This is a genomic window from Glycomyces xiaoerkulensis, from assembly GCF_002798405.1.
GTDB classification, from domain to species: domain Bacteria; phylum Actinomycetota; class Actinomycetes; order Mycobacteriales; family Micromonosporaceae; genus Glycomyces; species Glycomyces xiaoerkulensis.
The window spans coordinates 58406-83347 of the sequence record NZ_PGGV01000004.1 but is presented as its reverse complement, the minus strand read 5'-3'; the positions used below and the strand labels follow the sequence as shown (position 1 = coordinate 83347).

Annotated in this window: 21 protein-coding genes; 8 read left to right on the top strand and 13 right to left on the bottom strand. The window is 71.4% G+C overall.

The window, feature by feature from the left end; genetic code table 11:
- Positions 1-3 precede the first annotated feature (3 nt).
- Entirely contained in the window at positions 4-807 is an 804-nt protein-coding gene (locus CUT39_RS01245) for an SDR family NAD(P)-dependent oxidoreductase (protein ID WP_100444130.1), read from the bottom strand.
- Positions 808-936: 129 nt separating this feature from the next.
- Between CUT39_RS01245 and CUT39_RS20620 the strand changes: the two genes are divergently transcribed.
- From CUT39_RS20620 to CUT39_RS01230, 3 genes are all read left to right on the top strand, one after another.
- Positions 937-2223, top strand: a complete 1287-nt coding sequence (locus CUT39_RS20620) for a sensor histidine kinase (RefSeq protein WP_198586776.1) — start codon at positions 937-939, stop codon at positions 2221-2223.
- A gap of 8 nt (positions 2224-2231) precedes the next feature.
- Positions 2232-2882, top strand: coding sequence for a response regulator (locus CUT39_RS01235; RefSeq protein WP_100444129.1), 651 nt, complete (start codon positions 2232-2234; stop codon positions 2880-2882).
- Between the two features lie 111 nt (positions 2883-2993).
- Positions 2994-3974, top strand: a complete 981-nt coding sequence (locus CUT39_RS01230; RefSeq protein WP_100444128.1) for an acyl-CoA desaturase — start codon at positions 2994-2996, stop codon at positions 3972-3974.
- A gap of 60 nt (positions 3975-4034) precedes the next feature.
- Here CUT39_RS01230 and CUT39_RS01225 read toward each other — a convergent pair whose 3' ends face one another.
- Positions 4035-5555 carry a helix-turn-helix domain-containing protein gene (locus CUT39_RS01225; protein ID WP_100444127.1) on the bottom strand — a complete coding sequence of 507 codons (1521 nt, stop codon included), beginning with the start codon at positions 5553-5555 and terminating at the stop codon, positions 4035-4037.
- Between the two features lie 136 nt (positions 5556-5691).
- On the opposite strand from CUT39_RS01225, the gene aceA reads away from it, so the two are divergent.
- From aceA to CUT39_RS01210, 3 genes are all read left to right on the top strand, one after another.
- Complete coding sequence (gene aceA / locus CUT39_RS01220; RefSeq protein WP_100444126.1) at positions 5692-6996, top strand: isocitrate lyase; 1305 nt, start codon at positions 5692-5694, stop codon at positions 6994-6996.
- 27 nt (positions 6997-7023) lie between these two features.
- Positions 7024-8640, top strand: a complete 1617-nt coding sequence (gene aceB / locus CUT39_RS01215; protein ID WP_100444125.1) for a malate synthase A — start codon at positions 7024-7026, stop codon at positions 8638-8640.
- A gap of 157 nt (positions 8641-8797) precedes the next feature.
- On the top strand, positions 8798-9316 hold the full coding sequence (locus CUT39_RS01210) for a gluconokinase (protein WP_100444124.1): 519 nt from the start codon (positions 8798-8800) through the stop codon (positions 9314-9316).
- Between the two features lie 67 nt (positions 9317-9383).
- Here the strand turns inward: CUT39_RS01210 and CUT39_RS01205 are convergent, their stop codons facing one another.
- Positions 9384-10856 carry an RICIN domain-containing protein gene (locus CUT39_RS01205; protein WP_198586775.1) on the bottom strand — a complete coding sequence of 491 codons (1473 nt, stop codon included), beginning with the start codon at positions 10854-10856 and terminating at the stop codon, positions 9384-9386.
- Positions 10857-11181: 325 nt separating this feature from the next.
- On the opposite strand from CUT39_RS01205, the gene CUT39_RS01200 reads away from it, so the two are divergent.
- Entirely contained in the window at positions 11182-11727 is a 546-nt protein-coding gene (locus tag CUT39_RS01200; RefSeq protein ID WP_114149475.1) for a DoxX family membrane protein, read from the top strand.
- A gap of 53 nt (positions 11728-11780) precedes the next feature.
- Here CUT39_RS01200 and CUT39_RS01195 read toward each other — a convergent pair whose 3' ends face one another.
- From CUT39_RS01195 to CUT39_RS01170, 6 genes are all read right to left on the bottom strand, one after another.
- Positions 11781-14180, bottom strand: coding sequence for a S8 family serine peptidase (locus CUT39_RS01195; protein ID WP_157930419.1), 2400 nt, complete (start codon positions 14178-14180; stop codon positions 11781-11783).
- A 115-nt stretch (positions 14181-14295) separates the two neighbouring features.
- Positions 14296-15438, bottom strand: a complete 1143-nt coding sequence (locus CUT39_RS01190) for a PQQ-dependent sugar dehydrogenase (RefSeq protein ID WP_100444121.1) — start codon at positions 15436-15438, stop codon at positions 14296-14298.
- A 71-nt stretch (positions 15439-15509) separates the two neighbouring features.
- Positions 15510-16166, bottom strand: a complete 657-nt coding sequence (locus CUT39_RS01185; protein ID WP_114149474.1) for a nucleoside/nucleotide kinase family protein — start codon at positions 16164-16166, stop codon at positions 15510-15512.
- A 10-nt stretch (positions 16167-16176) separates the two neighbouring features.
- The gene (locus CUT39_RS01180) at positions 16177-16908 is read right to left on the bottom strand and encodes an SIR2 family NAD-dependent protein deacylase (protein WP_100444279.1); all 732 of its coding nucleotides are present in this window, start codon (positions 16906-16908) and stop codon (positions 16177-16179) included.
- Positions 16909-17005: 97 nt separating this feature from the next.
- Positions 17006-18010, bottom strand: a complete 1005-nt coding sequence (locus CUT39_RS01175) for a LacI family DNA-binding transcriptional regulator (protein WP_198586774.1) — start codon at positions 18008-18010, stop codon at positions 17006-17008.
- Positions 18011-18101: 91 nt separating this feature from the next.
- On the bottom strand, positions 18102-19631 hold the full coding sequence (locus CUT39_RS01170) for an alpha-N-arabinofuranosidase (RefSeq protein ID WP_100444120.1): 1530 nt from the start codon (positions 19629-19631) through the stop codon (positions 18102-18104).
- A gap of 140 nt (positions 19632-19771) precedes the next feature.
- Between CUT39_RS01170 and CUT39_RS01165 the strand changes: the two genes are divergently transcribed.
- Complete coding sequence (locus CUT39_RS01165) at positions 19772-20398, top strand: class I SAM-dependent methyltransferase (RefSeq protein WP_100444119.1); 627 nt, start codon at positions 19772-19774, stop codon at positions 20396-20398.
- 131 nt (positions 20399-20529) lie between these two features.
- On the opposite strand, the gene CUT39_RS01155 is transcribed toward CUT39_RS01165, so the two are convergent.
- The 4 genes from CUT39_RS01155 to CUT39_RS01140 form a co-directional block, all read right to left on the bottom strand.
- Positions 20530-21297, bottom strand: coding sequence for a TetR/AcrR family transcriptional regulator (locus tag CUT39_RS01155; protein WP_100444118.1), 768 nt, complete (start codon positions 21295-21297; stop codon positions 20530-20532).
- 119 nt (positions 21298-21416) lie between these two features.
- The gene (locus tag CUT39_RS01150; protein WP_100444117.1) at positions 21417-22487 is read right to left on the bottom strand and encodes a sensor histidine kinase; all 1071 of its coding nucleotides are present in this window, start codon (positions 22485-22487) and stop codon (positions 21417-21419) included.
- Positions 22484-23155 carry a response regulator gene (locus CUT39_RS01145; RefSeq protein WP_100444116.1) on the bottom strand — a complete coding sequence of 224 codons (672 nt, stop codon included), beginning with the start codon at positions 23153-23155 and terminating at the stop codon, positions 22484-22486. Before CUT39_RS01145 ends, CUT39_RS01150 begins: the two co-directional genes overlap by 4 nt.
- Before the next feature lie 14 nt (positions 23156-23169).
- Entirely contained in the window at positions 23170-24855 is a 1686-nt protein-coding gene (locus CUT39_RS01140) for a serine hydrolase domain-containing protein (protein WP_100444115.1), read from the bottom strand.
- Positions 24856-24942 lie beyond the last annotated feature (87 nt).

Genomic DNA, 24942 nt, shown 5'->3' with positions numbered 1-24942 from the left:
GGGTCAGCGGTGCTGGCGGTCGACGAAGTAGCGCATCACCCGGCCGACGAGGCGGGCCATGAGCCGCCGCGGGCGACGCGGCAGCAGATGCGCCTCGAACCAGGTGCGCCGATCGGGCACCACGTAGCCGCGGTTGCGCTCGAGCGAGGCCAGCGACTGCGCCACCACCTTCTCGGGCGAGGCCAGCATCCAGCCCAGCAGCCGCCGGTTGTACCGCACCCGGTTGGCCGCCGGGAAACCGGTGTCCACCGGGCCCGGGCACACGGCCAGGATTTTCACACCGGTCCCGCGCAGCTCCGCCCACAGCGCCAGGCTGTAGTTCACGATGTACGATTTGGCCGCCGCGTAGACGGCCATGTAGGGGAGCACCTGGAACCCCGCCAGCGAGGCCACGTTGACGATCGCACCGCCGCCCCGCTCGACCATCGGCGGCAGGTACCGGTTCACCAGATCGGTCGGGGCCACGACGTTGACCATCAGCTCCCGGTGCTCGAAGCCCGCCTCGATCCGGTCGGCCCGGCCGAGCCGACCGGTGCCGGCATTGTTGACCAGGACCTCGATCGCGATCCCGCGCTCGTCGACCGCGGCGGCGACCCGCTCGGCCGCGTCCGGCTCCGACAGGTCCTGCGTGACCACCAGCGCCTCGGTCCCGTGCCGCTCGGCCAGTTCGGCCGCGAGCGCCTCCAGCCTCTCTGTGCGCCGCGCCACCAGCACCGTGTCGTGGCCGTTCGCGGCCAACTGCCGCGCGAACTCCTCGCCGATGCCCGAGGACGCGCCCGTCACCAGCGCCCACGGCCGCTCGCCCATCTCCGGTCCCCTTCGCTTCGCGGACCACCCGCGCCCACACGATAGCCGCCGCCGCGCACCCGATGCCTCACCGCGGCTCTCACCAGGATCGACGGACGGATACACGGGTAGTCTTGGATTGTTATGCCGATGTCGACCAATCCGATCACCCGGCGGCTGGCCCTGCCGGGCTGGTCGATCCTCCGATTCAGCCTCACTCTGGTCGCGGCCGCGCTCCTGGCCGCCGCGGTCATCTCCGGCGCGCTCGTCGTCTTCTGGATCGGCATCCCGGCCGCCGTGGGGGTCATCCTCGCCATCCGGGCCTGGGCCAACTCCCAGCGCCGGATCATCGGCGAGCAGCTCGGCGTCGAGATCCCCGCCCCTTACCAGCCCCGGAAGCGGGCCCGGTCCGACCAGAAGGCGCTGGCGATGGTCCGGGAGGCCGCGACCTGGCGCGACGTCGCCTGGCTCGCCATCGACGCCTCCCTCGGGTTCCTGGTCAACCTGGTCTACCTCGGGGTGTTCGGCATCGCCGTCTACTACCTGGTGCAGCCGCTGCTGCTGTTCACCCTCTTCCGGGGCTCGGACACCCCCGCGGTCAACGACCTCGGCTTCTACGAGTTCGACACCCCGACCAAGACCCTCCTGCTGGTGCCGTTCGCGCTGGCCTGCGGCGCGGCCTGGTGGCGCTGGGGCGAGCTGTTCCTGCGCTGGTACTCGCGCCTGGGCGTGGTGCTGCTGGGGCCGACCGCGAAGGTCCTGCTCACCGAGAAGGTCACCGAGCTGCGCCAGTCGCGGGCACAGACGGTCGACCACGCGGCCGCCGAGCTCCGCCGCATCGAGCGGGACCTCCACGACGGCGCCCAGGCCCGCATCGCCGCCATGGGCCTCACGCTCGGCATGGCCGAGGAGCTGCTGCAGAACGAGCGACCGGACGCGGCCGCCAAGCTCGTCGGCGAGGCCCGCGTGGGGTGCTCGGACGTGCTCGACGAGATCCGCCGGGTGGTCCGCGGCATCCACCCGCCGGTCCTGGCCGACCGCGGCTTCTCCGGGGCGCTCCAGGCGATGGCGCTGGACCATCCCCTCCCGGTGGCCGTGGTCGACCGGCTCCGCGGCAACCTGCCGGCGCCGGTCGAGGCGGCCGCCTACTTCGCGGTCAACGAGGTCCTCACCAACATCACCAAGCACGCCGAGGCCACTCGCATCTGGATCCTGGTCGAGCAGGTCGACGACGAAGTGGAGGTCGAGATCTACGACGACGGGAGCGGCGGCGCCGAGATCGTCCCCGGCGGCGGGCTCAACGGGCTGCGGAACCGCTTGGCCGCCTTCGAAGGCAGCCTCAAAGTGGTCAGTCCCGACGGCGGGCCGACCGTCGTAACCATGAAAATCCCGGTGTCGGCGACCGAACGGCCCGTCGCCGGGGCACGAGGGAGCTGAGGAGCACCATGGACGTCGTCATCGCCGAGGACCATTCGCTGCTGCGCGACGGTCTCACCCGGATGCTCGAAGCCCACGACCTGACCGTCGTCGAGGCGGTCGACAACGGCCCGTCGCTCACCGCCGCCCTCCTCGAGCACCGGCCCGACATAGCCGTGGTCGACATCCGGCTGCCGCCGACCTACACCGACGAGGGCCTGCGCGCCGCCATCGAGGCCCGCCGGACCATCCCGGCCCTGCCGATCCTGGTGCTCTCCCAGTACGTCGAGCAGTTGTACGCCCGCGAACTCCTCGGCGACCGCCGCGGCGCCGTCGGCTACCTGCTCAAAGACCGCATCTCCAACGTCGGGGAGTTCCTTGAGGCCCTCCGCCGCGTCGCCGCCGGCGGCACCGCCATGGACCCCGAGGTCGTCTCCAGCCTCCTCGGCAAGCAGAGCAACCGGCTCGAGGAGCTGACCCCGCGCGAGCAGGAGGTCCTGGGACTGATGGCCGAGGGCCGCAGCAACGCCGCGATCGCCGCCGAGCTCTACATCACCGAGAAGGCCGTGGGCAAGCACTCGGCCAACGTCTTCCGCAAGCTCGGCCTCGGCCAGACCGAGGACGGCAACCGGCGGGTCCTCGCAGTTCTGGCGTATCTCGAGGACAACCAGGGGGCCTAGGCCCCCGTCCGGCGGGGGACATGCACGTCACGAATGGGCCGGTCCGGCCCACTGCGGTCGAGACCCCACGGGGCCACGATTGAGGTGCGCAATTCATCGAGAGGACGTGCGATGGCGGTAATCACCGACACCCGACCCGTGGAACCAGCCCGGAGCGGGCCCGAGACCAAACCCAAGAGCGGACCGAAGCCGGTGCTCGCCGAGCCCCGGGACGTCGGCCGGCAGTCGCTGGTCTACCTGTTCCTGCTGGTCCCGATGGCAGCGCTGGCGGCCGCGGTCCCGTTCGCGTGGACGACCGGGCTGCTGAGCTGGACCGACATCGGGCTCACGGTCGCGTTCTACGTGCTGACCCTCCACGGCGTCACCGTCGGCTACCACCGCCTGTTCACGCACGGCTCGTTCCGGCCCAACCGGCCCCTGAAGATCACCATGGCGATCCTCGGCAGCATGTCGGTGCAGGGGCCGCTCATCGGCTGGGTCGCCGACCACCGGCGCCACCACGCCTTCTCCGACAAGGAGGGCGACCCGCACTCGCCGTGGCTGTACGGCACCTCGGTCCTGGCGCTCACCAAGGGCTTCTGGCACTCCCACGTGGGTTGGATGTTCCAGCGCGCGAACATCTCCAACGAGGAGCGCTTCACCCCCGACCTGCTCAAGGACCCCGACCTGGTCAAGATCAACAAGCTGTTCTGGCTGTGGACGATCCTGACCTTCCTGCTGCCGGCCCTCATCGGCGGACTGATCACCATGTCGCTGACCGGCGCCCTGACCGCCTTGTTCTGGGCCGGCCTGGTGCGGGTCTCGGCCCTCCACCACGCCACCTGGTCGACCAACTCGATCTGCCACATGATCGGCGAGCGCCCGTTCAAGAGCCGCGACAAGGCCGCGAACTTCTGGCCGCTGGCGATCCTGTCAGGCGGGGAATCCTGGCACAATTCGCACCACGCCGACCAGTCCTGCGCCCGCCACGGCGTCAAGCGCGGACAGATCGACACCTCGGCGCGCATCATCCGGGGCTTCGAGAAGGCCGGCTGGGCGACCCACGTCAAGTGGCCGACCCCCGAACGCCTGGCCAAACTCGCCCAGGAATAGCCACCCGCGCGACGGCACGTCCGGCGCCCCCGCCGCGGATGCGGCGGGGGCGCCTCTCCGTCAAAGGCGGGAGTGACGCTCCAGGAACTGGTAGACCTCGGTCTCGTCGACGCCGGGGAAGGAACCGGGCGGCAGCGCCGCCATCTGCGACGAGGGCGCCCGCCCGGCCGGCCAGGCCTGCCCGGCCCATTTCCCGGCCAGCTCCGCCGGCGGGGTGCGGCAGCAGTCGCCGTCCGGGCAGCGCGAGACCGAGCGCGCGGTGGTCTCCTTGCCGCGGAACCACTTCGCCGCGTCGTACGGCACCCCGATGCTCAGCGAGAAATCGCCGTCGGGACCGCGCTCGGTCCGGGCGGTGCACCAGTACGTACCGCCGGGGGTGTCGGTGTACTGGTTGAACGCCGAGAACTTGTCGGGCACGTCGAACACCTGGCGGCTGGTCCAGTACCGGCACACCGGCTGACCCTCGATCGCACCGGTCGGGTCGGCCGGGAACGTCACGTCGTCGTTCTCGTAGGCCTTGACGATGATGCCCGACTTGTGGACCTTCTGGAAGTGCGTGCGGATGCCCAGGTGGTGGGTGGCGAGGTTGGTGAACCGGTGCGCGGCGGCCTCGTAGGACACCGCGAAGTTGTCGCGCAGGTCCTCGATGGCGATCTCCTTCTCGCCCATGGACCGCCGCAGGTACTTCACCGCACTCGCCTCGGGGATCAGCAGCGCCGCGGCCAGGTAGTTGGTCGAGACCCGCTGGCCCAGGAACTCCTGATAGGTCTGCGGCACCTCGTGTTGCAGGACGTGGCTGGCCAGCGCCTGGAGCAGCACGGTCCGCGGGTCGTGCGAGGAGTCCTTGTTGGGGGTCAGGTAGATCCTGCGGTTGCGCAGATCGGTGACCGATCGGGTGGAGTGCGGCAGGTCCTCGACGTGGTGCAGGGTGAACCGCAGGTACGCGGCCAGGTCGGAGATCTGGTGCTGTGAGAGCGGGCCGCCGGTGTAGCCGACGTGGCTCAGCAGCGTGCGGGCCTCGGCCTCGATGTCGCCGAAGTAGTTGTCCTTCTCGCGCATACGCCTGCGCAGCTCGGTGTTCGCGCGTCTGGCCTCCTCGGGGGTGGCCGCGTGCAGGTTCACCTGCCGCTCCAGCTCGTGGTGGAGGCCCACCAGCGCCTCCAGCACCTCGGAGGGGATCCGCGAGGAGGGCTTGACGCCGGGCAGCCCCAGGTCCCGGTAGTGCTTGCTGCGCTGCGCCCGCTCGAGCTCGATCTCCAGGGCCACGCGGCGGTTCGGCGGTTCGGCGCCCAGCAGCTCGTCGGAGCTGACGCCGAGCGCGCGGGCCAGGGACCGCAGCATCGACAGCTTCGGCTCCCGCTTGCCGTTCTCGATCAGCGACAACTGCGAGGGCGCCGTCCCGACCGCCTCCCCCAGGTCGTCGAGGCTCAGCTCCAGCTGCTTGCGCAGGTGCCGGATCTGCTTGCCGAGGCTGATGAGGTCCAGGCCGTCGTCGTCGGCGGCCAACTCGGCCGCTTCCACCGCGCCCCAGGGCCGGTGCTCGCGGGTTTGGGAGCGCTCGCTCGGAAAATTCTTTGCCACTTCTTCATTATGAGCGAAGAACTGCTGATCTTTCCAGTCGATTCGGCTTACATCCGGGGTCTCGCGAGGAAAGAATTCTGTTACCTGCAAGTAGTGACCGCCGCGAGGCCGTCACTCACGATCACGGGAGAACACGATGACCGAGACCGCACGCGACCAGAGCCTCACCTCCGAACGGCTGGCCCTCGACTGGGCCACCGACCCCCGCTGGGCCCACGTCGTCCGCGACTTCGAGCCCGCCGACGTCGTGAAGCTGCGCGGCAGCGTCGTCGAGGAACACACGCTCGCCCGCCGCGGCGCCGAGAAGCTGTGGAACGAACTCACCCGCGACACCGAAGGCGGCGGTTACATCAACGCCCTCGGCGCGCTCACCGGCAACCAGGCCGTCGAACAGGTCAGGGCCGGCCTGCGGGCGATCTACCTCTCCGGCTGGCAGGTCGCCGCCGACGCCAATCTGGCCGCCCAGACCTACCCCGACCAGTCCCTCTACCCGGCCAACTCGGTCCCGCAGGTCGTGCGCAGGATCAACAACGCCCTCATGCGCGCCGACCAGATCGAGCACGCCGAAGGCACCAAGTCCGTCGAGGACTGGCTGGCGCCCATCGTCGCCGACGCCGAAGCCGGCTTCGGCGGACCGCTCAACGCCTACGAGCTCATGAAGGGCATGATCGACGCCGGCGCCGCCGCCGTCCACTGGGAGGACCAGCTCGCCTCCGAGAAGAAGTGCGGCCACCTCGGCGGGAAGGTCCTCGTCCCGACCTCCCAGCACATCCGCACCCTCAACGCCGCCCGGCTCGCCGCCGACGTCGAAGGCGTCCCGACGCTCATCATCGCCCGCACCGACGCCGAGGCCGCCACCCTCCTCACCTCCGACGTCGACGAACGCGACGCCGAATTCCTCACCGGCGAACGCACCGCCGAGGGGTACTACCGGGTTCGGAACGGGCTGGAGGCGTGCATCGCGCGCGCCGAGTCCTACGCGCCGTACGCCGACCTGCTGTGGATGGAGACCGGCACGCCCGACCTCGAGGTCGCGCGCGCCTTCGCCGAAGCGGTCAAGGCCCGGTTCCCCGACCGGATGCTCGCCTACAACTGCTCCCCGTCCTTCAACTGGAAGCGCAACCTGGACGACGACACGATCGCCAAGTTCCAGCGCGAACTCGGGGCGATGGGCTACACCTTCCAGTTCATCACCCTCGCCGGATTCCACGCCCTCAACCACTCGATGTTCGACCTGGCCCACGGCTACGCCCGCGAGGGCATGAGCGCCTATGTGGACCTGCAGGAGCGCGAGTTCGAAGCCGAGGAACGCGGGTACACCGCCACCAAGCACCAACGCGAGGTCGGCACCGGCTACTTCGACCACGTCACCGGCGCGCTCAATCCGAGCGGCTCGACCCTCGCGCTGGCGGGCTCCACCGAAACCGGCCAGTTCCACTGACATCCGCCACTTAGCAAGGAGAGACCGATGATTTCCGCCACCGAGGCCCGCACGGGCGAGGCCGTGACCGTCACCGGGCCCGCCGTCGACCGCCAGGACGAGATCCTGACTCCCGAGGCCCTGGACTTCCTGGCCCGGCTCCACCGGGCCTTCGCCGGCCGCCGCCAGGAGCTGCTGCAGATGCGCCAGCAGCGCCGCACCGAGATCGCCAACGGCCACGACCCGCGCTTCATGGCCGAGACCGCCGAGATCCGGGACGACATCTCCTGGTCGGTCGCCGCGCCGGCGCCCGGTCTGGAGGACCGCCGGGTCGAGATCACCGGCCCGTGCGAGCGGAAGATGACCATCAACGCGCTCAACTCGGGCGCGAAGTGCTGGCTGGCCGACATGGAGGACTCCTCCACCCCGAGCTGGCCGAACGTGATCGGGTCGCAGGCCAACCTCATCGACGCGATCGAGCACCGGATCGAGTTCACCAACGCCGCCGGCAAGGTCTACCGGCTCGCCGGCGAGACCCTCACCGACCTGCCGACGATCATCGTGCGGCCCCGCGGCTGGCACCTGGCCGAGCGGCACCTGACCGTCGACGGCGTGCCCATGAGCGGCAGCCTGGTCGACTTCGGACTGTACTTCTTCCACAACGCCCACCGGCTGCTCGAACTCGGGCGCGGCCCGTACTTCTACCTGCCGAAGCTCGAATCGTACCTCGAGGCCCGCCTGTGGAACGACGTGTTCGTCGCCGCGCAGGACATGCTCGGCATCCCGCAGGGCACTGTCAGGGCCACCGTGCTCATCGAGACCATCACCGCGGCCTTCGAGATGGAGGAGATCCTCTTCGAGCTGCGGCACCACTCGGCGGGGCTGAACGCCGGCCGCTGGGACTACATCTTCTCGGTGATCAAGAACTTCCGCGAGCGGGGCACCCGGTTCATCCTGCCCGACCGGCACCAGGTGACCATGACCCAGCCGTTCATGCGCGCCTACACCGAGCTGCTGGTGCGGACCTGCCACCGCCGCAGCGCCTCGGCCATCGGCGGCATGGCCGCGTTCATCCCCAACCGGCGCGACCCCGAGGCCAACGCCGCCGCGTTCGAGAAGGTCCGGGCCGACAAGACCCGCGAGGCCGACGACGGGTTCGACGGTTCCTGGGTGGCCCACCCCGACCTGGTCCCGGTGGCGATGGAGGTCTTCGACGACGCGTTCGGCGGCATCCCCAACCAGATCGAACGGCTCCGCGAGGACGTCGTCCCCGACGACCGCGCCCTGCTGGACGTCGCCGCCACCGAAGGCGACATCACCGAGCGCGGCATCCGCAACAACATCGAGGTCGGCATCCGCTACGTCGAGTCCTGGCTGCGCGGCAACGGCGCCGCAGCCATCAACAACCTCATGGAGGACGCCGCGACCGCTGAGATCTCCCGATCCCAGATCTGGCAGTGGATCCACGGCGAGGCCTGCACCGCCGACGGGCGGCTGATCACCCGCGACCGGCTCGACAAGCTCGTGCGCGAGGAGTTCGACGGCATGGAGCGGTTCGAAGGGGACCGGTTCGACCAGGCGCTGGACATCTTCACCGAATGCGCCCTCGGCGAGGACTACCCGACGTTCCTGACCCTGCCGGCCTACGCCCGCTACCTGTGCTGAGGCCGGCCCCCTCCCCGGCGGCCGGCAGCGGCCGCCCCTCCCGGTTCGCTGGCGCCCCGGGAGCACCGGCGCCGGTCGCGGCGCGACCCGCCGCGACCGGCACCGGTGGTACCGTTCCGACGCGGAACCGTTCCGCGGCGGCGAAGAGGAGTCGGCGATGACGATGTGCCTGGTCGTGATGGGCGTCTCGGGGTCGGGCAAGACCACCGTCGCCGAGGGCCTCGCCTCCCGGCTCGCCTGGCCCGTGGCCGAAGGCGACCGGTTCCATCCGGCGGCCAACATCGCCAAGATGGAATCGGGCCTGCCCCTCGACGACGAGGACCGGGCCCCGTGGCTGCGCAGCATCCGGGACTGGATCGGCGAGCGCGCCGCCGCCGGCCAGAACGCCGTCGTCACCTGCTCGGCCCTGAAACGGTCCTATCGCGACCTCCTCCGCGGCGTGGACGCCTCCGTCCGGTTCGTGCATCTCAGCGGCGCCGGCGCGGTCATCGCCGAGCGCCTCGGCGCCCGCTCCGGCCACTTCATGCCGCCCCGCCTGCTCGACTCCCAGTTCGGCGACCTCGAGCCCCTGGAGTCCGGCGAGGCGGGCATCACCGCCGACGTCGGCGCCGAGCCGGAGGAGATCATCGCGCACGTGCTCGAACGCCTCGGACTGCAGGGCCGCGCGGCCACCTGACGGTACGGCGAAAGGCGGGGCGCCCCGACCGGGGCGCCCCGCCTTTCGTTGTGCGAGAGAGGAAGGACTAGAAGGCGTTCTGGATCGTCTCGTACTGCGAGGCGGTCAGCGGCAGGACCGTGCCGTGGCGCGGGCGCCCCGGCAGGCTGTAGTTCGACACCGGCGACCACTGCCCGCCGGAGAGGTCGGTGGTCTCGAACGGGGTGTACCCGTCGCCGCCGTACTCGTCGATGAACATGTACCACCGGTTCTCGGTGTTGGACTTGAACACCAGCGGCCCCTCGCCCTGGTCGATCGTTCCGGAGCCGATGCACTCGGTCTGGAAGCTCCAGTCCGTGTCGGTCAGCGTCGAGGAGAACTCCGAGAGGATGAACTTGCCGCACGAGCCGCCGCTGCGCTCGTCCTTGGTGTAGCGGTAGTACGTCCCGCCGTCCTCGGCGATCGTGGAGTCGATGGTGGAGTAGCCCTTGTCGACCCACACCTGCGCCGGGCTGAAGTTCCGGAAGTCGGTGGTGGTCGAGTACATCATCCGGTGGTAGGTGTCGTCGGAGTGGTCCCCGGTCGAGTACAGCTTCGAGGCCCAGTAGACGACGAAGGCGTTCTGCGACGGGTCCCAGTAGGCCTCGGGCGCCCAGGTGTTGCCCGCCGACTCGGGCGAGACCTGCTCCAGCCGCGCGGAGCTCCAGTTCACCAGGTCGCTCGACTCCCACACCACCAGCGACCGGCTGCCGTGGCGGGAGGCGCGGTCCCAGTCGCCGTCGCCGTGGATCTTGAGGTCGGTGGCGATCATGTAGAAGGTGCCGGTATCGGGGTGCCGCACGATGTGCGGGTCGCGCGCGCCCTGCTCGCCGACGTCCGAGACCGCGACCGGCTGCCCGCCGTTGAGCGCGTCGTAGGCGAGCGGGTTGTTGCCGCGGCTGAGGGCGTAGTAGACCTGCTCTCCGTCCGCGCTGCCCTCGCCGAGCATGTAGGCGAACAGGTAGCCGTAGGGGTCGTCGCCGCCGGTGCCGCCCTCCGGGTTCAGCCGCCACTGCTGGTTGGTGCTGCCGGTGGGGTCGTACTGGGAGATGCGGGAACCGGGCTCGGTGGACTGGTTCCACACGTCGAGGGCCTTGCCCGAGAAGCGGTTGACGAAGGTGTGGTAGCCCTCGGCGTTCTCGGTCACCTGCCACTGCTGGACGGTGTTGTTGTTGTCCGTCCACTGGACGATGTCGGCGCCGTTGTCCGGGTTCCATTCGTAGACGTCGAGCGAGTGGCCGGAGTGCCTCGCCTGGATGCGGTGGTAGCCGTCCCCGGCGTCGATGAAGCGGAACTGCTGGTTGGCGGCGCCGGTGGCGTTGTATTGGATGAGCCCGGCGCCGGGATCGGTCGAGGCGCCTTCGATGTCGAGGACCAGGCCGGAGTGGCGGGACTCGATGGTGTACCACGTGTCGGTGTCGACCGCGGCCTGGGCGGGCGGGCCGAAGAGGAAGACGGCGGCGAGGGCCAGGGCCGCCGCGGCCGCCAGGCCGGGCAGTCGCCGGCGGGTTCGAGGTCGCATGTAGAGCTCCCTATCGTAGGTGAGGGTCACGGGCACGTGCGGCGCGCCGGGGCACGCCGGCGCCCTCGCTAAATCTACATACATAGAATTAGCATTGGACGAAGTCTAAGCGCCTTCGCCGCTCGAGGCCAGGGTCCCGCGCCGTCGAACGGATCGGAGCCGTGTTTTTGCGGCATTTGCAAGGAGAGTCCTTGATATTGACATACATCTATGTTAATATGGGAGCGCTCCAATCATTCGACGTCGGCCAACCCTAGGCACGGCGGCACGCAGGGGTGCCGCCCGCCCCTCACCGCCGTCGTCCTGAATCCTGAGGGGATTGCATATGGCTACCAAAACCTCGACGACCACCCACACCGAGGCCCGCGGCACGCCCGCGGGCGGCACTTCCGCCGGCGTCGCCCGCGCCTTGGCGGCCGTCCGCATCGTCCTGGGCTGGGTCTTCCTGTGGGCGTTCCTCGACAAGACCTTCGGCCTCGGATTCGCCACCCCCGCAGGCCAGGGCTGGATCGAAGGCGCCAGTCCCACCACCGGGTTCCTCGCCAGCCGCCAGGGAACGTTCGGCGACCTCTTCCAGGGCATGTCCGGTGAGGTGTGGGCCGACTGGATGTTCATGGGCGGCATGGCGGGCCTCGGCATCGCCCTCACCCTCGGCATCGCGCTGCGCCTGGCCGCGACCGGCGGCGTGCTCCTCATGGTCTCCATGTGGGCCTCGATGCTGCCGCTGGAGCAGAACCCCGTCGTGGACGTCCACCTCTTCTACGCCATCGCGATGATCGCGCTGGCGATAGCCCAGGCAGGCGACACCTGGGGCCTCGGCGCCCGGTGGAAGGAGCTGGCACTGGTCCAGCGCCTTCCGATCCTGCGCTAGAGGCAGTGCCGGGGCCCCCGCCGTGGGCGGGGACCCCGGTTTGCGATCTCCGCCTACTCCACTCCCCGCAGTCCCGATTCGGCCCCGGCGGTCGCGTTCGCGAGCACGACCGCGAACTCCTGCCGCGCGACGGCGTCCTCCCCGGCGCCGGGGGAGTGGCGGCCCACCGAGACCCCGTGCACCCGCACGGTGTACTCGCCCTCGCCAGGCGCTTCGATCACGACCTGCTGGACATTGTTGACCGGCTCGGGGAAAGCCTGCAGGTCGCCGTCCAGGACCGCACCGCTCGGGGTCCGCACCCGCAGATACAGCCGGTTCTCGAGCCCGTCCGCGCCCACTTGGGACGGCGCGTCCGTCCAAGCGAGCGTGACCTTCAGGGGCCGGCCGGCCTCGGCGGCGACCCGGTACGAGCGGACCTGCCCGGTCGACACGGCCGCGTCGCGGCCGTCGGCGAACAGGATGCGCCGCCGCGGCTCCGGAGTGATCGAGGCGGTCACGTCCACTCTGCCGAAACCGCTCACGAAGTTCACGCCCTCGGGGACCTCGCCGGGGAACTGGCCGGCCATCGGGACCGCACCGTTGACCATCAGGGCCTTGACCAGCGCCGCCGACGGCCGGGCCGCGTCGGCTTCGAGCAGGTACTGGCGCACCAGGGCGGCGGCCCCGGCCGCCAGCGGCGTCGACATGCTGGTGCCGCCGCTCCAGCAGTAGCGCGACCGGAGCGCGTGCCCCTCGGGGAGCCTGCCCCACAGCGGATCCTCGTCCTCGGGGAAGACCGAGGACAGCAGCGAGAGCACGTTGGTGCCCGGAGCCACCAGGTCGGGCTTGACGCGCCGGTCGTCGGTCGGCCCGCGCGAGGAGAAGGCCGCCATGCCGTCGGGGTCGTCGGAGACGTGCCCGGCGTCGGCCAGCTTCGGCCAGCGCAGGTCCTTCCAGTGCCGGTCGACACCCGGAGGCGGGTCGGACGCGGCGGGCCGGTCGTTCTCGCCGGCGCCCACCGTCAGGCAGTTCCTGGCCGTACCGGGCGCGCCGATCGAGTCGGGGTCGATCATGCCGTCGGCGTCCGCGTCGACGCCGGCGTTCCCGGCCGCGAACAGGATCAGCATGTCCGGGTGGCGCCACATGAAGTCGTCGACCGCGCGCGAGTTCTGGTTGTACACGCCGTCGACGGCCGCGCCCCAGGAGTTGGTGTGGACCCGCGCGCCGGCATCGTATGCCTGGGCGAACAGTTCGGCGATGTCGTGCGGGATTCCGTAGAGGCTGTACGCCGGTGGCGGCCACGGCCGCTGGAACGGGCGCAGGCCCTCGGCCTCGAGCTCCTCTTCGGACTTCCAGTCGACGTGCTGCCCGATGGCCTGGAAGTAGACCCCGGCCTCCTTGGCCACCCCCGCGGGCTCGGGGCCTCCGGCCTCGGCGGCGGCCGATCCGTCCCCGGCCACCGAGCCGGTCACGTGGGTGCCGTGCCCGGACCGCACGTCGGCCGGGCCGTCGTCGTGACCCGGCGGGTCGTTCGTATAGGGCGCCAGGACCTTCCGCACCGGCCAGCTCACCAGCCCGGCGACGCGGCCGTTCAGGTCGGGGTGGACCGATTCGGCCTCGCCGGTGTCCAGCCCGGAGTCGGCGACGCCGACGACCTGGCCGGCGCCGGTGAGGCCCCGGCCGTCGAAGGCGTGGCCCTCGGGCACCCGGATGATCGCCCGCGCCCTGTCATTGTCCATCTGGGAATAGGCGAACGGCAGTATCGCCTGGACGCCCTGCAGATCGGCCAGATCGGCGATGGCCCGCCGGGGGAGGCTGGCGACCAGTGTGCCGGGCATGCGGGTCATGACGGTGCCGTCGGCGCCCTCGATGTAGTCGGCGACCTCGTCGTCGCTCTCCCCCGGGAACAGCGAGATCTCGACCAGCTCCGGCTCCTCGCCCTCGGACCGGCCGACCGGACGGTCGGCGAGCGAGGCGGCGTCCAGTTCGCGTCCGACGCGCCGGATCTTCGGCGAGACCTTCATGGCCGGCCGGTACGGGGTGACGTGCTCGATCCAGGGCTCGGACTCGACGGCGGCGACCCGTTCGGGCAGGAGACCGATCAGCAGGGTGAATCCCTGGAGGTTGCCGTGGACGACCGCCCCGGCCTCCCGCAGCTCGGCCAGCCACTCCGGAGTCGGCGGTCCCACCAGCTTGGCCAGGTAGTAGGCGGTCCGGCCGGGCGCCGGCCGGACCGTGACCCGCTCCTGGGCCCGCAGGGCCTCGGCGAAGGGGAACCGCGCGCCGGAGATCTGGACCGGCGACTCGGCCAGCGGAGTGGACTCCACGCCCCGCTCGTCCAGTGCCCGCGCCTGTTCGTCGGTGCAGCGCACCAGCATCGAGTCGGGATACTCGGCGAGGACCTCGACGCCGGCGGCGCTCACGACGTCCCTTTCACCGCGATGTCCCAGTGTCACCAGTCGTTTGCCCGCCATGGCAGCCCTCTCCGGTCGTCACGTTCGGCGTGCGGCACATCACACTTGGCCGCCTTCACCCGAGGCTACCGGCCGGCGACGCGCGAAGGGGTCCGCCGCGGCGCCGACACGCGGCTTAGGCCGCCGGGAACCGGATGATGCGGTCGTCGCCGTCGCGGACCTCCCCGCGACCGTCGGTGTTGGACGTGGCCAGCCACAGCGCGCCGTCCGGCGCGACCTCGACGGTGCGCAGCCTTCCGTACTCGCCCTCGAAGATCGCCTCCGGTTCGCCGAGCGTGCCGTCGCCGTTCACCGGCATCGTCCACAGCCGCTGACCGCGCAGGGCGGCCATGTAGAGCGTCTCGCCGGCGATGGCGATGCCGGAGGGGGAGGCCTCGGTGGTCGGCCAGGTGGCCAGCGGGTTGGTGAACCGGCCGCCGTCGGTGTCGCCCTCGCCTTCGACGTGCGGCCAGCCGTAGTTGGCCCCGGGCTCGATGAGGTTGACCTCGTCGACGTCGTTCTGCCCGAACTCGCTGGCGTAGAGCCGCTCGTCCGCGTCCCAGGCCAGGCCCTGGATGTTGCGGTGCCCGAGGCTGTAGACCGGCGAGTCCTCGTTCGGGTTGCCCGGCGCCGGGTCGCCTTCGGGGGTGAGCCGGAGGATCTTGCCGTTGGGGTTGTCGGGGCTCTGCGACCGGTCGGTGTTGCCGGCGTCGCCGGTGGCGACGTACAGCATCCCGTCCGGTCCGAAGGCGATCCGGCCCCCGTTGTGGTGGTTGGCCTTCGCGATCCCCACGAATACCGACTGCGAGTCCTCCCCGAGCCGGAACCGCACCACCCGGTTGTCGTTGTCGGAGGTGAAGTACGCGTATACGTACTCGTCGTCGGCGTAGTCGGGGGAGACGGCCAGGCCGAGCAGGCCGCCCTCGCCGTCGGGGGCGACGTCGGGCACCCGGTGGACCTCCTCGGGCTCGGAGCCGCTGAGGGAGACCCGCAGGATGCGGCCGGAGCCGCGCTCGGAGACCAGGGCGTCGCCGTCGGGCAGGAACGCCAGGCCCCACGGCACGGCCAGGCCGGTGACGACCTCCTGGCCGGTCTCCATATCCGGTGTGGCCGACGGGTCGCTCGGGGTCGGCGACGACTCCATCGCCGAGGGGCTGCTGGTCGGGGCCGGCGATTCGGGGGGATCGTCGTCGCCGCACCCGGCGACGGCGGCGCCGACTCCGACCAGACCGCCCAGCACGGTCCGGCGGCGAACGCTCGGATTGGGGTCGCTTGACATAGTTCGTGTCATACCCGCAAGCCTGCCGAATCGCCGAGCGGCGCGGCAGCCGCCCCTCCGATTCGTGGCCTTCAGGCGCCGATGCCGAGCGCGCCGAAGTCGAATACCAGGTCGGCGAGGTCGCGGTACTTGCGGATGCGGCGCGCGTTGGGCTCGTCGACCGCCTCGATCCAGGCCCGGGTCCGCTCGCGCGACTTGCCGAAGGCGCGGTGCCGCTCGGCGAGGCGGGCCAGCCGGGTCTCGTCGTCCAGGTCGCAGTACCAGACCTCGGTGAGCGCCCCTCGCACCAGCGGCCAGGGCTCCTCCGGGTCCAGCAGGTAGTTCCCCTCGGTCACCACCAGCTCGGCCTCGGGCGGGATGGGGATCGACCCGGCCACCGGTTGCTCCAGGCGCCGGTCGAACTCGGGGGCGTACACGTTCGCGTCCCGCTCGGCCGCCGCCCGACGCAGCAGTTGCAGGTAGCCGCGGCCGTCGAAGGTGTCGACGGCCCCCTTTCGCCCCAATCGGTCCAGCCGCCGCAGCTCCGCGTCCGCCAGGTGGAAGCCGTCCATCGGCACCCGCACCGCGCGCCGCGCCTCCGGGTCGATCGACCGCGCCAGCCAGGCGGCGGCGGTCGACTTGCCGGCCCCCGGGCATCCGGTGATCCCGATCAGGGCCCTCCGGCCCCGGCCCGTCAGCGTCCGCACCCGGTCCAGCAGTCCGCGCCGGGCCTCCTCCGCGTTCTCCACGCAGCCGAACCTAGCCGAGGGCGGCGGCGTCGACCAGCCGGGGCAGGGCCTCCCCGATGGGGTCGCGCACGAGCGCGTCGGCGACGTCGTCGTACGGGGTGGGCTCGGCGTTCACGATCACCAGGCGCGCGCCGGCCGAGAGGGCCACCTCGCACAGCCCGGCCACCGGATGGACCGTCAGCGAGGTCCCGATCGCCACGAACAGGTCGCAGTCCCGGCCGGCGTCGATCGCGGCCGACAGCACCTCCGGATCCAGGCTCTGCCCGAAGGAGACGGTCGCCGACTTGAGGACGCCGCCGCAGTCCCGACAGGGCGGATCGGTCTCGCCGGCCTCGATCCGCGGGAGCACCTCCCGCATCGGCGTGCGGTCGTCGCAGTCCGTGCACATCGCCCAGCGGGCGGTGCCGTGGACCTCGAGCACCCGCTCGGGCCCCGAGCCCGCTTCCTGATGGAGACCGTCGGTGTTCTGGGTGACGATCGCGCGGAGCCGCCCGGCCCGCTCCAGGGCGACCAGCGCCCGGTGGGCCCGGTTCGGCTCGGCCGACCACACCGGGCTCGCCAGCCGCATCTCCCACGCCCGCCGCCGCACCTCCGGGTCGGCCAGGTAGTTCTCGATGGTGAACATCGCCTGCGCCGCCGGGTTCCTCGTCCACAGCCCCTGCGGGCCGCGGAAGTCGGGGATGCCCGATTCGGTGGAGATCCCGGCTCCGGTCAGCACCGTCACGGCCCCGGCCTCGCGCATCAACCGTGCGGCGTCGGCTTCGGCGGTCGCTGTCTCGTCCACTCCACGAAGGTACGTCACGATCGACGGCGCGGGAACCGCCCCGGCGGCCGCGCGGTCAGCGGGTCGATTCGCGCGGCTTGAGCTCGAAGGGCGCGATGTGCTCGCCGGTGGGGTGGGAGTCGTCGTCGATGCGGGCGACGACCAGGTCGACCGCGGTCGCGGCCATCCACCGGTGGTCGGGCGCGACCGTCGACAGGGACGGCACCGTGTAGCCCGCCTCCATGATGTCGTCGTAGCCGATGACGCGGACGTCCTCGGGGACGCGGACGCCCCGGTCGGCCAGGCCCCGGATGACGCCCTGGGCGACGATGTCGGTCACCGCGACCACGCCGTCGACGCCCGATTCGGCCAGGTGGTGCCCGGCTTCCCGGCCCCCCTCCAGATTCATGGCCTTGAGCTGGACCAGCAGCGCCGGGTCGGTTTCGATGCCCCGTTCCCGGTGGGCCGCCTGGTAACCGTGGTAGCGGCGGGCCTCGACGTTGATCCGGTCGAGCTTGGCGCCGGTGACGGTCGCGAGGCGGCGGCAGCCGCGCTCGAACAGGTGCTCGGTCGCGGCCTTGCTGCCCTCCTCGTTGGGCATGAGCACGTGGTCGAAGTCCGTGCCGAACTCCTGCTCGCCGAGCAGCACGATCGGGAAGTCCCTCGACCGCAGCCGCGGGTCGCCCGGGTCGACGACGACCGCGCTGAGGATGAGCCCGTCGAATTCGAGGCGGTGGGACTGGGCGATCGCGTCGAGCTCGCCGGAGGCGGCGGCGCCGGTCTGCTCGATGGCGACGTGGAAGCCCTGCGGCTCGGCCTGTTCGATCACCTTCGCGGCGAGCTGCCCGAAGTAGGGGTTGTCGATCTCGGGCACGGCCAGGCCGATGACGCCGGTGCGCCCGGATTTGAGCGTGCGCGCCGATACGTTGAGCCGGTATCCGGACTGCCGGATGGCGTCGAGCACGCGGTTCCGCACCGGGTCGCTGACACCGGTGCGGTTGTTCACGACGTTGGAGACGGTCATCTTGGAGACCCCCGCCAACCGCGCCACGTCGCTCATGGTCACCGTCGCTCGGCCCACGTCCCCTCCCTTCTGGCGTTGTGGAGTCGCGCCGTCGAGCCTACCGTGGCGCGCCGAATGCCGGATCGATGCCGCACACGTGTACGCGCACCTAGGCGACGGCGCCCTCCACGGTCACGAACGAGTGCGCCGGCAGGCGAACCCGCAGGCCCTTGCCGGTCGGCCGCACGCCGTCGTAGGGCCGCGGTGCGACCGCGTCCGGCCGCTCGGGCGTGTTGTGGGCCTGTAGGGCCCCGGCGGTGAGAATCCTCGCGGTCACCTCGCCCACGCCGCCGCCGCGCAGGTCCAGGTCCACTTCGGCTTCCTCCTCGGCGTCCAGGTTCGACAGCGAGAACAGGACCTTGCCGTCCTTGCGGCTGGCCGAGACCGACACCGTCGCCAGATCGTCGTCGCCGATCCGCTTCGAGGGCGATCGGCCGGGCAGGTCCACCCGCAGGCCGGCCGCGTCCTGGTGGCCCTTGTTCATCTCGAACACGTGGTAGGTGGGGGTGAGGACCAGCGCTTCCGATTCGGGGTCGGTCAGGATCATCGCCTGCAGCACGTTCACCGTCTGGGCGATGTTGGCCATCACCAGGCGGTCGGCGTGCTTGTGGAATATGTCGAAGTGGACGCCGGCGACCAGCGCGTCCCGCAGCGTGTTCTGCTGGTACAGGAATCCGGGGTTGGTGCCGGGCTCGACGTCCCACCAGGTGCCCCACTCGTCCAGGACGAGCCCGATCTCCCGCTGCGGGTCGTAGCAGTCCATCACGTTCGCGTGGCCGGTCAGCACCTCGTCGACGCGGGCGGCCCGGGCCATCGTGGCGTAGTAGTCGTCGGTGCCGAACTCGGTGGAGCTGCCCTTGTGCTCCCAGGAGCCGGTGATCGTGTAGTAGTGCACCGACACCGCCTGGTAGAGCGGCCGCTCGACGCGCCGGCAGCCGAGGTGGGAGAGCTGCTTCATCAGCGCCTCGGTCCAGGCGTAGTCGAAGTCCGAGGCGCCGGCGGCGATGCGGTAGAGCCGGTTCCCGTCGTGGTCGCGGCAGTAGGTGGCGTAGCGCCGGGCCTCGTTCGCGTAGTGCTCGGCGGTCATGTTGCCGCCGCAGCCCCAGGTCTCGTTGCCCAGGCCCCAGAACCGGACCCGCCACGGCTCGTCCCGGCCGTTGGCCTTGCGCAGGCGCACCATCGGCGAGTCTCCGTCGCGGGTGAGGTACTCGACCCAGTCGCTCATCTCGGCGACGGTGCCCGAGCCGACGTTGCCCGAGATGTACGGCTCGGTGCCGAGCAGTTCGCACAGGGCCATGAACTCGTGGGTGCCGAAGTGGTTGTTCTCCTCCACGTTGCCCCAGTGGGTGTTGACCATGGCCGGGCGGTCGGCCTTGGGGCCGATGCCGTCCTTCCAGTGGTACTCGTCGGCGAAGCAGCCGCCGGGCCAGCGCAGGTTGGGGATGTCGAGCGCGCGCAGTGCCTCGACCGCGTCCAGGCGGATCCCGCCCTCGTTGGGGATGCCGGAGTCCTCGCCGACGTAGAACCCGCCGTAGATGCACCGGCCCAGGTGCTCGGCGAAGTGGCCGTACACGTGCCGGTTGATCCGGGGACCCTCGAGGTCCAGGTTGACTACTGCGGGCACGACGTCGCCGGCCATGGTTCCATCCTTCGGTTCGGTGATGCGGCAAACGGTACTGTACCGATACAGCGGCGCTTGTCAAGCGCGCTCTCCCGCCGCGGCCCGCCGCCGTAGGCTGGGTTCGGCAGCGCGAAACCGTTCAGGGACGAGGACCCGTCATGGCACGCATCAAGACCCTCGACGACCTGCGTCGCCGCTGGGACAAGCACGCGCCCTCCTACGACCGGAACATGGAGTGGGCCGAGCGCCGGTTCTTCGAGGACACCCGGGCCTGGATCGGGGGCCGGGCCCGCGGCCGGACCCTGGAGGTCGCCATCGGCACCGGCCTGAACCTCGAGCACTACCGCCGGGATGTGGAGCTGACCGGCGTGGATCTGAGCCCGCGGATGCTCGACGGCGCCAGGCGGCGGGCCCGGGAGCTCGGCATCGACGCCGACCTGCGCCAGGGCGACGCCCAGCGGCTCGGCTTCCCCGACGGCTCCTTCGACTCGGCGGTGTGCACCTTCTCCCTGTGCGCCGTGCCCGACGACGCGAAGAGTGTGTCCGAGATGGTGCGGGTGCTGCGCCCGGGCGGCCGCCTGCTGCTGGCCGACCACGTCGTCGGCGGCGCCTGGTGGATCCGCGCGATCCAGCGCACGGTGGAGTTCGGCTCGGTCCCGCTCGGCGGCGAGCACTTCCGCCGGCGCCCGCTCCGGCACGTCGAGGCCGCCGGGCTCGTCATCGAGGAGCGGGACCGCTTCAAAAAGGGCCTGATCGAGCGCCTGGTCGCCCGCAAGACCACCTGATGGCCACGGCGCCGGAAGGTCCAGGGTCTCGGCCCCGAACCCCTTGCAGACCGGCCCCAGCGCCGACGCGGTCGTGGGCGGCGGCCGTTCGAGTTCGCTCTCGACGTGCTGCTGGACGGTTTCGAACGGCTTCACCGCCAGGGCTGGAGCTCGGACTCCGCGCGCCGACCGGTCGGGGTCGAGGCGGTCTGCTCCCCGTCCGGTGGCGGGGCGTCGGCCAGGCGGTCGAGCAGTTCCTCGAGGAGCGCACGCTCCCCGTCGGTGAACAGGGCTCCGGTCTCGCCCAGCACCGCCTTCAGGGCGGTCGCCCGCCTGGCGAAATCGGGGGGCTCGGCCCGGCGGGCTTGGCCGGTGATCGCACCGATCGTCGACTCCCGCATCCGCCGCGACAGGTCGAGATCGCGATGTTCGGGCGGCGTCCCGATCAGGTGCAGGGCCAGGCCGCGACCGCCGGCGCTGATCATGCTCACGGCGGTCTCGACTCCGACCGCGAGTTTCCCGGCCGCCGCGACGCGCTCCACGAGCATCCGCAGGCGGTCCATAGCCGCCTCTGAGGCCGGGTTGGGGTGGTCGGGGTCGGGCCGCCCGTACATGAGCAGGTAGTGCGCCGGGTGCTGGAGCCCGAACTCGATGTGGAGGTTCCAGCCCTCGCGCAGGTCCTCGACCGGGTCGTCGGTCAGGGTCTGACCGTGTTTGCGAGCCAGGTAGTCGTCGAATCCGGCGGCCGCGACCGCGTCCAGTAGGCCCCGCATGTCGGTGAACAGCCGGTAGAGGGTCGGTGGCTGCACACCGGCGGCGGCGCTGACGGCCCTGGTGGTCACCGCCTCGCGGCCCTGCTCCTCCAGCAGTTTCGCCGCCGCCTCGACGATCCGCCTGCGCACTTCACCTCGTTCTCCCATGTAACAACGGTAACATCATTTTGCTAGCGATAATGTTATCGTTGGAAATATACTAGTGTTATCGACGGAATCCAGCCATTGCTCGCGCACCCGGGTGAGATCCCGACCTCGCCGGCCGGTCACTGATCCGGGCCGACCGGGAGGCGCAGCTCGAACCGGCAACCGTCCCCGGCCGGACCCGGCGAGGCCACCTCGACCTCGCCGCCGTGCGCCTGCGCGATCTGGCGGGCTATCGGCAGCCCGAGCCCGGTCCCCGGCGCCCGGTCGCCGCGCCAGAACCGCTCGAAGACCGATTCCCGTTCGGGCTCGGGGATCCCCGGACCGTGGTCGGTCACCGCGACCACGGCGTCGGTTCCGTTCCGGGCCACCTCGACCTCGACCGCCGAGCCGCCCGGGGAGTGCTTGACCGCGTTCTCGACCAGGTTCGCGACCGCTCTGGCCACGGTCGGGCCGTCCACACCGGCCTCGACCGGCCCCGACTCGCGCAGCACCAGCTCGACCGGGCCGGAGGCCGCCGCCCCGGCGAACTCCTCGAAGACCGTGCGCACCAGCGCCACCAGGTCCACCGGCCGCCGCTCGATGGTGCGGGCCCTGCCGCGCGCGTCGACCAGCAGATCCCCGATCGTCGCCCGCATCCGCTCGGCGGCGGTCCTCGTCCGCTCCAGCCCTTCGCGGTACAGCGCCGGATCCGGCTCGGGATGGTCGAGCAGCACCTCGGCGCCGGTGATCATGACCGACAGCGGCGTGCGCAGCTCGTGGCTGGCCTCCTCGATGAGCCGCCGCTGCACCCGGGCCGACCGCTCCAGTCGGTCGAGCATGGCGTCGAACGCCGCGGCCAGCGCCACCGCCTCGGTCGTGCCGCGACGCATCCCGATCCGCAGACTCAGGTCGGAGGCCTCGATCCGCTCGGCGGCCGCGCGGACCCGCATGAACGGCCGCACCGCCCGGCCCGACCACCACCAGGCCAGCCCCACCGCGACCGGCGCGAGCGCCACCACGGTGGCGACCGCCCACGCCGACGGGGCCACGGTCGTCTCCGAGGCGGCCCAGCCCGCGCCGTCCGGGCCGATCTCGGTGAACTCCCGCTCGGTGACGGTGGTGACCGCGAAGACCAGCAGCACCGGCAGGTAGATGGCGAGGGCGCCGGCGAGCGCCAGCCGGGCCCGCAGGGACCGCAGCGCACCGATCACGGCGCCTCCTCCAGCCGGTAGCCGACGCCGGTGACGGTGGCGATCGGGTCCGGTCGGCCGAGCTTGCGCCGCAAGCGGCTCAGGATGACCCGCACCGAGGCGGTGAACGGATCGGCGTGCGCGTCCCAGACGTGTTCGAGCAGGTCCTCGGCCGACACCGCCAGGCCGGGCCGGTGCATGAAGTACCGCAGCATCGAGAACTCCCGCGCGGTCAGCCGCAGTTCCGCCCCGCCCCGCCAGACCCGGTGCGAGGCCGGGTCGAGCCGCAGGTCGCCGACGTTCAGGACCGCGCTCCGGTGGTCGGCCCGCCGAGCCAGGGCCCGCAGCCGTGCGGCCAGCTCCTGGAAGCTGAACGGCTTGACCAGGTAGTCGTCGGCGCCGGCGTCGAGCCCGGCCACCCGGTCGTCGATCGCGTCCCGGGCGGTCAGCACCAGGATGCGCCGCGGGCGGCGCAGGTGGTCGTCCTCCCCGAGCCGCCCGATCAGCTCCATGCCGTCCCCGTCGGGCAGGCCCAGGTCCAGGCAGGCCACGTCGTACTCGCCCGCGCACAGCAGCTCCTCGGCTTCCGCGCGGGAACGGACGTGGTCGACCGCGTAGGCCTCGTTGCGCAGGCCCATGGCGACCACCGGGCCCAGCTCGGGGTCGTCCTCGACCAGCAGAACGCGCAAGACCCCGCCTCCTCTCAGGTGGTGCGGCGGGCCTCGACGGTGCCCTCGGACCCGGTGACGACCATCAGGTCGCCCTCGAAGCGCACCCGCAGACCCAGGCCGGCGCCGCTGAGGTTCCCCTGCCGGTATTCGTCGTCGCCGACCGGCACCAGACTAAACTCCGGCGGCTCGGCCTCCAGCCAGGCCGCGGCGAGGCCGCCGTGTTCGTCGAGGGCATACCAGGCCAGCCGGGTCCCGTCCGCCCCTTGGACGTGCACGTAAGTGCGCAGCTCGAAGTCCTCGACGACGGTGCCGACCGGATCGAGGCCCTCGATCGCCCCGAGCTCGGACTCCACCGCCTCGCGCTCGGCCGACCCGGCTTCGGACTCGCCGCGGAGCAGCGCCAGCACCGCCTCCTCGTGCCGTTCGACCTCCTCTGCCGAGAAGCCGCCGCCGGGCTCGGACATCGCCGCGACCGCGTCGGCGCCGTCGGCCGCGACCACGAGACGGCCGGCTTCAGCGGCCACGGTCAAGGTCCCGCCCGACTCGAGCGAGTACGGGCCCGCGAGCCGCTCCAGCTCCGCCGCATCCACCTCGACGTCCTGCCCTTCGGGCACCGGCACCGGCTCTCCGGCGGCCAGCGCCGGGCCCACCGCTTCCAACAGCTCTGCGGCCGTGATCTCGTCGGTGTTCGAGGTGACGGCGACCGACCGGTCCGACTCCGGCAGCCATGCCGAGACCGCGTGGTGCCCGGTGCCGCCTCCGCCGCCGGAGGCCATGTAGACCGGCACGCCGTACCTCTGCCGGCCGAACCGAATCCAGCCGGGAACCTCGGTCGATCCGTCGCCGTGGTCGAAGCCGGTCGCGGTGAGCGCCTCGACCGCCTCCGGGGCGACCACCTCGCCTCCGAACAGCGCCGCGGTCCACGCGGCCAGGTCGACCGCGCTCATGGCGAGGCCGCCGTTGCCGTCGAGCGCCCAGTGCGGGCCGTCGAAGCCCCCGTCCGAGGCGGCGCGCTCGCCGTCCTCGTAGCCGGCCGCCCGCGGCCCGGGCGCGGCCGGTTCTCCGTCCCAGAAGCCGCCGACCCGCCCGTCTCCCACGGTGAGGATCCGCTCGGCCAGGTACTCGCGGTAGGAGGACTCCGAGAGCTCGTCGACGAGGAGCGCCAGCAGCGAGTAGCCGGCGTTCGAGTACCGGTAGTCGGTGCCGGGTTCGAACGCGGTCTCCAAGGCGCCCAACGCTGTGACCGCCTCCTCGCGCCCGAGCGGCTCGTGGTCGGTGCCGTGCGCCCCGGCCAGGCCCCCGGTATGGAGCAGCAGTTGCTCCACCGTGGCCTCGGCCGCGGGCCCGCCGAGCCCCGGCAGCAGGTCGCCCGCCCGGTCCCCGAGCGCCAGCGCTCCGGCGTCGACCAGGTCGAACACGGCCGCGGCGGTGAAGGCCTTGCTCACCGAGCCGATGGCGAAGACCGTCTCGGGCATGTTGGCGACCCCCGCTTCGGCGTCGGCCATGCCGAAGGCCGCGCGGCAGCCGAACTCGCCGCCCGAAGTGATCGCGATGGAGCCGCTGTATCCGGCGTCGGCCCACCGGCTCAGCGCTTCGGCCAGTTCGGGGTCGCACACCGCGGCCTTCTCTTCGGGCGGATCGCCGTCCGGGCCTTCGGCTTCGGAAGTGCAGGCGGCCAATATCACGACAGCCGCCGCCATCACCAGTAGGTTCCTCATGCCGCCACCGTAGGAACGGGCCTGTGAACCTGATGTAAACCGGAATCCTGGCTCATCCGATTGCGAATCCGGCCCGCCCCGATGGAG

Coding starts and splice junctions, on each gene's coding strand:
- CUT39_RS01245 (WP_100444130.1), bottom strand. CDS start 807: ATGGGCGAGCGGCCGTGGGCGCTGGTGACGGGCGCGTCCTCGGGCATC.
- CUT39_RS20620 (WP_198586776.1), top strand. CDS start 937: ATGTCGACCAATCCGATCACCCGGCGGCTGGCCCTGCCGGGCTGGTCG.
- CUT39_RS01235 (WP_100444129.1), top strand. CDS start 2,232: ATGGACGTCGTCATCGCCGAGGACCATTCGCTGCTGCGCGACGGTCTC.
- CUT39_RS01230 (WP_100444128.1), top strand. CDS start 2,994: ATGGCGGTAATCACCGACACCCGACCCGTGGAACCAGCCCGGAGCGGG.
- aceA (WP_100444126.1), top strand. CDS start 5,692: ATGACCGAGACCGCACGCGACCAGAGCCTCACCTCCGAACGGCTGGCC.
- aceB (WP_100444125.1), top strand. CDS start 7,024: ATGATTTCCGCCACCGAGGCCCGCACGGGCGAGGCCGTGACCGTCACC.
- CUT39_RS01210 (WP_100444124.1), top strand. CDS start 8,798: ATGACGATGTGCCTGGTCGTGATGGGCGTCTCGGGGTCGGGCAAGACC.
- CUT39_RS01205 (WP_198586775.1), bottom strand. CDS start 10,856: ATGCGACCTCGAACCCGCCGGCGACTGCCCGGCCTGGCGGCCGCGGCG.
- CUT39_RS01200 (WP_114149475.1), top strand. CDS start 11,182: ATGGCTACCAAAACCTCGACGACCACCCACACCGAGGCCCGCGGCACG.
- CUT39_RS01195 (WP_157930419.1), bottom strand. CDS start 14,180: ATGGCGGGCAAACGACTGGTGACACTGGGACATCGCGGTGAAAGGGAC.
- CUT39_RS01190 (WP_100444121.1), bottom strand. CDS start 15,438: ATGTCAAGCGACCCCAATCCGAGCGTTCGCCGCCGGACCGTGCTGGGC.
- CUT39_RS01180 (WP_100444279.1), bottom strand. CDS start 16,908: ATGCGCGAGGCCGGGGCCGTGACGGTGCTGACCGGAGCCGGGATCTCC.
- CUT39_RS01170 (WP_100444120.1), bottom strand. CDS start 19,631: ATGGCCGGCGACGTCGTGCCCGCAGTAGTCAACCTGGACCTCGAGGGT.
- CUT39_RS01165 (WP_100444119.1), top strand. CDS start 19,772: ATGGCACGCATCAAGACCCTCGACGACCTGCGTCGCCGCTGGGACAAG.
- CUT39_RS01155 (WP_100444118.1), bottom strand. CDS start 21,297: ATGGGAGAACGAGGTGAAGTGCGCAGGCGGATCGTCGAGGCGGCGGCG.
- CUT39_RS01140 (WP_100444115.1), bottom strand. CDS start 24,855: ATGAGGAACCTACTGGTGATGGCGGCGGCTGTCGTGATATTGGCCGCC.